General features: G+C 48.3%; 1 pseudogene. It reads right to left on the reverse strand.

From position 1 onward, the window contains the following. A pseudogene (locus MMY95_RS15655) lies at window positions 1-539 on the reverse strand (IS5-like element ISLpl3 family transposase); the annotation flags it as partial. Window positions 540-603: the final 64 nt, after the last annotated feature.

Below are 603 nucleotides of genomic sequence, written 5' to 3' on the forward strand. Positions count from 1 at the left end.
GCCATAGGCTTTATCCGCGATAATATTTGATTGAGAAATATCGAAGCCTTCCAGCAACTCACTGGCAACTTGGCTATCATGTACTTGACCACCTGTTAGGCGAAAACCCAAGGGATTCCCTAATCCGTCAACGAGTGCGTGAATCTTGGTCGTTCGGCCACCTCGACTTAATCCAATAGCTTGATTTTCGACCATACATTCGGCATTTTTTTTGCCCCAGTGGCCTTTTGATGCGCTCGAACGATCGTTGAATCTAAGCTCAAGTTTTCCATGTCGGGATCGTCAATCAATTCGAGAAAAACCTGTTCGAACAAGCCTGAACTTACCCAGGCTCGGAAGCGACTATACACCGTTTTCCAAGAGCCATAGCGTTCAGGTAGATCACGCCAAGGAGCCCCGCTGCGCATGAGCCAGAGGATAGCGTTGAGGGCGGTACGGTTGTCTAGGCTTGATGGACGGCCAGTCCGGTATGGCGGGAAGTATCCTTTGATTCGGTCCCACTGAGCATCTTCCAGTTCGTATCGTTTAGGTGTTGTCATCGGAATGCCTCGATTCGTTTTTCCTCAGATTATACCTGAATTTTTAGTTTTCAGACAGTCCCTA

Source organism: Lactiplantibacillus sp. ME-2, assembly GCF_022549155.1.
Taxonomy (GTDB): Bacteria; Bacillota; Bacilli; order Lactobacillales; family Lactobacillaceae; genus Lactiplantibacillus; species Lactiplantibacillus plantarum.